This is a genomic window from Streptomyces sp. SID9727 (assembly GCF_010550605.1).
In the GTDB taxonomy this organism is placed as follows: domain Bacteria; phylum Actinomycetota; class Actinomycetes; order Streptomycetales; family Streptomycetaceae; genus Streptomyces.
The window spans coordinates 1-6,184 of record NZ_JAAGNI010000468.1 but is presented as its reverse complement, the minus strand read 5'-3'; the positions used below and the strand labels follow the sequence as shown (position 1 = coordinate 6,184).

General features: G+C 73.5%; 7 protein-coding genes, 1 tRNA gene and 1 pseudogene. 5 read left to right on the top strand and 4 right to left on the bottom strand.

The genetic code is table 11. The annotated features are described in order from the left end of the window. Positions 1–799 (bottom strand): S46 family peptidase (locus G3I41_RS32220; RefSeq protein ID WP_164404071.1); only part of this gene is annotated, 799 nt, incomplete at its 3' end. Positions 800–918: 119 nt separating this feature from the next. Between G3I41_RS32220 and G3I41_RS32215 the strand changes: the two genes are divergently transcribed. Next, the gene (locus tag G3I41_RS32215) at positions 919–1,182 is read left to right on the top strand and encodes a hypothetical protein (protein ID WP_164404070.1); all 264 of its coding nucleotides are present in this window, start codon (positions 919–921) and stop codon (positions 1,180–1,182) included. A gap of 19 nt (positions 1,183–1,201) precedes the next feature. On the opposite strand, the gene G3I41_RS32210 is transcribed toward G3I41_RS32215, so the two are convergent. After that, positions 1,202–1,289, bottom strand: a tRNA-Leu gene (locus G3I41_RS32210). Between the two features lie 158 nt (positions 1,290–1,447). Between G3I41_RS32210 and G3I41_RS32205 the strand changes: the two genes are divergently transcribed. From G3I41_RS32205 to G3I41_RS32195, 3 genes are all read left to right on the top strand, one after another. Next, positions 1,448–2,782 (top strand): M20/M25/M40 family metallo-hydrolase, encoded by a 1,335-nt coding sequence (locus G3I41_RS32205; RefSeq protein ID WP_164404069.1) that lies wholly within the window; start codon positions 1,448–1,450, stop codon positions 2,780–2,782. Positions 2,783–2,925: 143 nt separating this feature from the next. After that, on the top strand, positions 2,926–3,159 hold the full coding sequence (gene chpH, locus G3I41_RS32200; protein WP_164404068.1) for a chaplin ChpH: 234 nt from the start codon (positions 2,926–2,928) through the stop codon (positions 3,157–3,159). Positions 3,160–3,294: 135 nt separating this feature from the next. Beyond that, the gene (locus tag G3I41_RS32195) at positions 3,295–4,059 is read left to right on the top strand and encodes a chaplin (protein ID WP_164404067.1); all 765 of its coding nucleotides are present in this window, start codon (positions 3,295–3,297) and stop codon (positions 4,057–4,059) included. 100 nt (positions 4,060–4,159) lie between these two features. On the opposite strand, the gene G3I41_RS32190 is transcribed toward G3I41_RS32195, so the two are convergent. Continuing rightward, positions 4,160–4,348, bottom strand: a complete 189-nt coding sequence (locus G3I41_RS32190) for a DUF5703 family protein (protein ID WP_164404066.1) — start codon at positions 4,346–4,348, stop codon at positions 4,160–4,162. Positions 4,349–4,395: 47 nt separating this feature from the next. Here G3I41_RS32190 and G3I41_RS32185 point away from each other — a divergent pair, with 47 nt between their 5' ends. Further along, positions 4,396–5,055, top strand: a complete 660-nt coding sequence (locus tag G3I41_RS32185; RefSeq protein ID WP_164404065.1) for a hypothetical protein — start codon at positions 4,396–4,398, stop codon at positions 5,053–5,055. A gap of 94 nt (positions 5,056–5,149) precedes the next feature. Here the strand turns inward: G3I41_RS32185 and G3I41_RS32180 are convergent. Beyond that, positions 5,150–6,184: pseudogene (locus tag G3I41_RS32180) on the bottom strand (DNA helicase RecD); the annotation flags it as partial.

Genomic DNA, 6,184 nt, shown 5'->3' with positions numbered 1-6,184 from the left:
CGCCCGCCAGCTCGCGGTCCACCGCCGCGTACCGCCGCAGCGAGGCGACCCGGTCGCCCTGCGCCTCGCGGATGCGTTCCAGCCGGGCCTGCCGCTCGGCCAGGTCGGCCGCCGCGTCGCCGTGCACCCGCTCCTCCTCGGCCAGCGCGCGCTGCGCCGCCTCGGCCCGCTCCAGGACCTCCCGGGTGCGCGGGGCCAGGGCCGCGAGCCCGTCCTCCGAGAGCCGGACCAGAGCGTCGCTGCCGGTCCGCAGCGTCTCCTCGATCCCCGCGTCCCGGCCGCGCAGCGCGGCCAGCCGCTCCGCGATGACCTCCTGCTGCTCCTGGAGCGCGTCCAGGGCGAGCACCAGCCGCTCCAGCCGCCGCAACTCGTCCACCTGGCGGCGCAGCGCCTCGTGCTCGGCCAGCCGGTCCCGCAGCGCCTCCTCGGCAGCCGCCAGTTTCTCCAGCGCCCCGTGCGCGAGCTCGGCCCGCTCGCGCTCTTCCCGGACCCGCTCGCGTACGGCCGCGAGCCGGCGCATCAGCTCCTCCGTACCGTCGCCGAACGCCGCACCCGGCATCGCCGCCGCCAGCAGCCCCGGCAGCGCGTCGGCCAGCGCCCCGGACTCCACGAGGGCGTCCTCCAGGTCGAACAGCGCCGCGAGGGCCGGCGCACCGCTCTCACCGCCGTCGATCCGGCCCAGCGCCGCCCCGGCCCACCGGAAGGCCAGGCCGAGGACCCGCAGCGCCACCTCCGCCTCCGGCCGGTCCGCCCCGGCACCCGGCAGCGCGGCGGCGATCTCGTCCGCGGCCTCGTTCACGACGCCCTCCGTCCCCCGGGTGCACACCCGCCCCATCATCACATCACCCGAGGCCCCTCGCGGGGGCCTTCCCGGCCGATACGATCGATCCGCGACCAGCCTGCACCCAGGGGGACTTCATGCCGGAAGTCGTGTCCTTCGAAGGCCCGGACGGCGCCCCGCCCCAGGCCGAGGCATCCGACGAGGCCCCGGCCCCGGACGCGTCTCGCGTGGCCCCGGCGAGGTCGTGCCCGTCGGCACCGCGCCCGCTCCCGCCCACGCTGCTCGCGCTGCTGGGGGACGTGGCGGACGCGGAGGGCGCCGACGGGGAAGCCGCGTTCTGGTACGGCCTGGCCGGCCGCACCGGGGAGGGCCGTACAACGGCACAGGCCCACGGTTCCTGAGGAACCGTGGGCCTGTGGCTGGTGTCCGAGGGGGGACTTGAACCCCCACGCCCGATAAAGGGCACTAGCACCTCAAGCTAGCGCGTCTGCCATTCCGCCACCCGGACAAGGTGTCTGTCTCGCGGGCCTCGCCCGTTCCGACGTGGAAAACCATAGCAAACATTGGAGGGTGCTCGATCACGCCCGGTCCCGTGGGGGCCTTGGGTGCGCGGGCCCGGCGATGGAGGATGGGAGGGAGCACCACGGCGACAGGGAAGGAACCAGCGTGAGCGAGAGCAATGCGGCCCGGAGCGGCTCGGGCGAGACCGCCGAGAACGAGGTGGTGGACCTCTGTCGTGACCTGATCCGGATCGACACCAGCAACTACGGCGACCACTCCGGGCCCGGCGAGCGGGCGGCCGCCGAGTACGTGGCCGAGAAACTGGCCGAGGTCGGGCTCGAACCGAAGATCTTCGAGTCCCACAAGGGCCGCGCCTCCACCGTGGCGCGCATCGAGGGCGAGGACCCGTCCCGCCCGGCCCTGCTGATCCACGGCCACACCGACGTCGTCCCGGCCAACGCGCACGACTGGACGCACCACCCGTTCTCCGGCGAGATCGCGGACGGCTGCGTGTGGGGCCGGGGCGCGGTCGACATGAAGGACATGGACGCGATGACGCTCGCGGTGGTGCGCGAACGCATGCGCAGCGGCCGCAAGCCCCCGCGCGACATCGTGCTCGCCTTCCTCGCGGACGAGGAGGCGGGCGGCACGTACGGGGCCCGCTACCTCGTGGACAAGCACCCCGACCTGTTCGAGGGCGTCAGCGAGGCGATCGGCGAGGTCGGCGGTTTCTCGTTCACCGTCAACGAGAACCTTCGGCTGTACCTCGTGGAGACGGCGCAGAAGGGCATGCACTGGATGCGCCTGACCGTGGACGGCACGGCGGGCCACGGCTCCATGACCAACGACGACAACGCGATCACCGAGCTGTGCGAGGCGGTCGGGCGGCTCGGCCGGCACACCTGGCCGGTCCGGGTGACCAAGACCGTGCGGTCCTTCCTGGACGAGCTCTCGGACGCGCTCGGCACCCCGCTGGACCCGGAGGACATGGAGGCCACCCTCGCCAAGCTGGGCGGCATCGCCAAGATGATCGGCGCCACCCTGCGCAACTCCGCCGCCCCGACCATGCTCGGCGCCGGCTACAAGGTCAACGTGATCCCCGGACAGGCCACCGCCCACGTCGACGGACGGTTCCTGCCGGGGTACGAGGAGGAGTTCCTGGCCGACCTCGACCGCATCCTCGGCCCGCGCGTCCGCCGCGAGGACGTGCACGGCGACAAGGCGCTGGAGACCGACTTCGACGGCGCGCTCGTGGACGCCATGCAGACGGCCCTGAAGGCGGAGGACCCGATCGCCCGTGCCGTCCCGTACATGCTCTCCGGCGGCACGGACGCCAAGTCTTTCGACGACCTCGGCATCCGCTGCTTCGGTTTCGCCCCGCTGAAGCTCCCGCCGGAGCTCGATTTCGCGGGCATGTTCCACGGCGTGGACGAGCGGGTCCCGGTCGAGGGGCTGAAGTTCGGTGCCCGGGTCCTGGACCGCTTCATCGACCACAGCTGACCCGCGAGGGCGTAAATCGCCAGGGTGTACGCCTATAACCGGAACGGGTGAATGGGGTGATCGACGCGTAGCCCCGCTACTTCCTCCTCGTTACAGGGGGTGCGGTCCGCGGCTGGGACCGCGTTTGCCAACTAGGAGGAATCATGATCAAGAAGATCGCCGCTGCTGCGGCTGTCACCGGTGGCCTGGTGCTCGCCGGTGCCGGCATGGCCGTCGCCGACTCGGGCGCCCAGGGTGCCGCCATCGGCAGCCCCGGCGTCATCTCGGGCAACGTCATCCAGGTTCCCGTCCACGTTCCCGTGAACGTGTGCGGCAACACGATCGACGTGATCGGCCTGCTGAACCCGGCCTTCGGCAACGTCTGCGTCAACGACTGACGTCGCGCGTCAGCCCGTAAGGGTTTGAGCCCGCTCGGCCCCGGACCGCGCTCCACGCGCTCCGGGGCCGTCGGGTCCTTTGCCTCCGCACGGTAGTCCGGGGGTACTCCGGAAGGTAGAAGGCAGGAAACACCTATGCGACAGGTCACGCGAAACGGCCTGATCACCATGGCGGCCGCGGGGGGCGTTCTCGCTCTCGGCGGCGGCTACGCGCACGCCGACGCGGGAGCGGCCGGCGGCGCCTCGAATTCCCCGGGGGTGCTTTCAGGGAATTCGGTACAGATTCCGGTCCATGTGCCGGTGAACGTCTGCGGAAACTCCGTGAACGTCGTCGGACTGCTCAACCCGACCTTCGGGAACGGCTGCGGAAACGGTTCGGACGGCGCGTCCGCCGGCCGGCACGACTCCGCGTCGGGCACCTCCGGTGGCCACGCCGGTCACCGGGCCACCGACGACCGGACCCGGGGGGCGACGACGGGAACCGGCAAGCACCGGGCCGTCCGCGGTGGCAACGGCGGCGGCGCCACCGCCCAGGGGGTCGCGCAGGGATCGCCCGGTGTACTTTCGGGCAACCAGATCCAGGCGCCGATCGACATCCCCGTGAACGTCTGTGGCAACAGCATCGACATCGTCGGCCTGCTGAACCCGGCGTTCGGCAACACGTGCGAGAACGACAGCACGCCGCCGGTCGACGTTCCGGAACCCCCGGTCCGCCACGTCACGCCGCCGACGCCCGAGAAGCCCACTCCGAACACGCCGGAGCCGCAGACCGTGCCGGAGGCGCCGCAGCTCGCCCACACCGGAGCGGGCGGCCTCGACCTGCTCATCCCGGCGAGCGCGGGCCTGCTGCTGGCCGGCGCGGGCACCGTGCTCTACCGCCGCGCGAAGGCCGCCGCCTGACGGCAGCGCCGCACCGGCGAGCACGCGACGAACGAACGGGCCCCGCGGATCGCGGGGCCCGTTCCGTGTGGTCGGACGGTCTGTGGCCGGTCCTTCCGGCTCACCACGTGGCCCGTAGCTGACGGATGATCCGGCGGCGCAGCCGCACGCGGCGGCTGCCGTCCAGCCGCAGCGTCAGACGGTCCAGCTCCCAGTGCCCGTACTCGGCATGGTCGGTCAACAGGCGGGCCGTGTCCTTCCGGGACACCCCGCGTGGCACGTACACATCGACAAATTCGTATTCCGGCATCGAATCCATTGTGCGGGCAAGGGCCCGGTACGGATAGCGTCTGCCCCATGTCTGATGCTGCGCAGCCCACCGCTGCCGAGGTACGCGCCGCCGCCGATGCGGTCAAAGCCGCGATCGACCACCACCTCGCGGCGGTCGAACGCCGGTCGGGGGACGATGATCCCGCTGTCTACGACGCGTTCAACGCACTGGCCGCCGCCGCCGAGGTCTATGACGAACTCCTCTACGACCGCTACGACGAGGTCACCCCGTTCGAGATCCCGGGGGAGCAGGACGCCCTGCCCCCCTACAACGGACCTGACGAGCCGCACGCGCTCAGCGTGCTGATCCGCCGCGACTACGCGGTGGTGGAGCCCCAGCGGCTGCTGGCCCAGGCCCAGCGCCTCGCCGACGCCGACCCGGACGAGCGGGAGGACGGCGGGGCGGCGGTCGTCGGCAACAGCGTGCACGCGGCGCTGGGGGTGCTCTTCGGGGAGTACGAGGCGGACGAGATCGCCTCCCGGCACACGGAGTTCGGCCTGGAGGAGGGCGACTCCACGCTCTGGGTCGCGGCGGCGGACGAACTCCCCGAGCCGGGGGAGTGGCTGACCGCCCCCTTCGACGACGCGGACCCCCAGCTGGTGGTCTGCCGCTTCGACGTCAGCGCGGTCTTCGACGACGACGACCTCGACGACGAGCCGGAGGGGCCGGGGCACCCCGCCGGCTGACCGCCGCTCCGGGAACCCGCCCGGAACCCCGCCGGAGCGTGGAGGGCCCCCGCGGACGCCTGGCGCGTCCGCGGGGGCCCTCCGGGCGCTCTCCCTACTCCTGGGACCCCGAGCCCTCCTGGGACTGCTGGGACGCCTCCAGGAGGGCCCGCAGGCGCGTGGTGCGCTCCTGGGCGGGCACCTCGGCCACCGCGCGCGGCAGGGCCTGGTCGACGCCGTGCACCACGGACAGATGGCGCTCGCCCCGGCCGAACGCGGTGTAGACCCACGGGCGGCTCAGCCCGCGCGCCGCGTCGCCCGGCAGCACCACGACCGCGGCCGGCCACCGCATCCCGGTCGCCTGATGGGCACTGAGCGCCCACGCGTGGCGCACGGAATCGGCCACGTGCTCCTGCGGTACGACGACGGGGGTCCCCGCGCAGTCCAGACGCAGGCCCTCCGCGTCCGCCGACACGACCACGCCGGGCACCGTCCGCCCCGGCGCCGGCACATGGGCGACCCGGTCGCCCGGGTCGAAGCCGCCGAAGCGGCCGGGACCCGGGTTGAGCCGCTGCTTCAGGGCCTCGTTCAGCGCCCGGGTGCCCGCGGCGCCGCCGTGGCCCACCGTGATGACCTGGGTGTCGCCGGAGGGCACCCCGATCGCGCGCGGCACCGAGTCGGCGACGAGCTGCACCGTGCGGTGCACCGCCTCGCCCGCGTCCCGGACCGGGACGATGACGACCTCCTTGCCCGGCGCCGCCACCTGGTTCAGCTCACCGGCGCCGATGCCCGAGACCAGCTCGCCGATCGGTCCGGCGTCCGGGGTGCGGGAGGCGACACGCGGGCAGGCGCGGGCGGCCAGCACATCGGCGAACACCTGCCCGGCGCCCGCCGAGCCCAGCACGCCCGGGTCGCCGCTGAGAACCAGCCGGACCCCGTCGGCCAGCGACTCCACCAGCATCGCGCCGGTCTCCACGTCCAGCTGGGGGGCGTCCAGCACGACGAGCAGGTCGAGCGCGAGTGCCCCCTCCTCGTCCCGCCCCGGCCCCTCGGCGCCCGACAGCAGCCCGGCGAGCGTGACGGCCGCCTCCGGCTCGCCGATGTCCTCGGCGAGCCGCCTGCGGCCGTCCACGCTGTGCGCGGCGCCCAG

What these genes read in the sequence shown, in the direction of transcription:
- chpH (WP_164404068.1), top strand. Translation starts at nt 2,926, where the DNA reads ATGATCAAGAAGATCGCCGCTGCTGCGGCTGTCACCGGTGGCCTGGTG.
- G3I41_RS32190 (WP_164404066.1), bottom strand. Translation starts at nt 4,348, where the DNA reads ATGCCGGAATACGAATTTGTCGATGTGTACGTGCCACGCGGGGTGTCC.
- G3I41_RS32215 (WP_164404070.1), top strand. Translation starts at nt 919, where the DNA reads ATGCCGGAAGTCGTGTCCTTCGAAGGCCCGGACGGCGCCCCGCCCCAG.
- G3I41_RS32195 (WP_164404067.1), top strand. Translation starts at nt 3,295, where the DNA reads ATGCGACAGGTCACGCGAAACGGCCTGATCACCATGGCGGCCGCGGGG.
- G3I41_RS32185 (WP_164404065.1), top strand. Translation starts at nt 4,396, where the DNA reads ATGTCTGATGCTGCGCAGCCCACCGCTGCCGAGGTACGCGCCGCCGCC.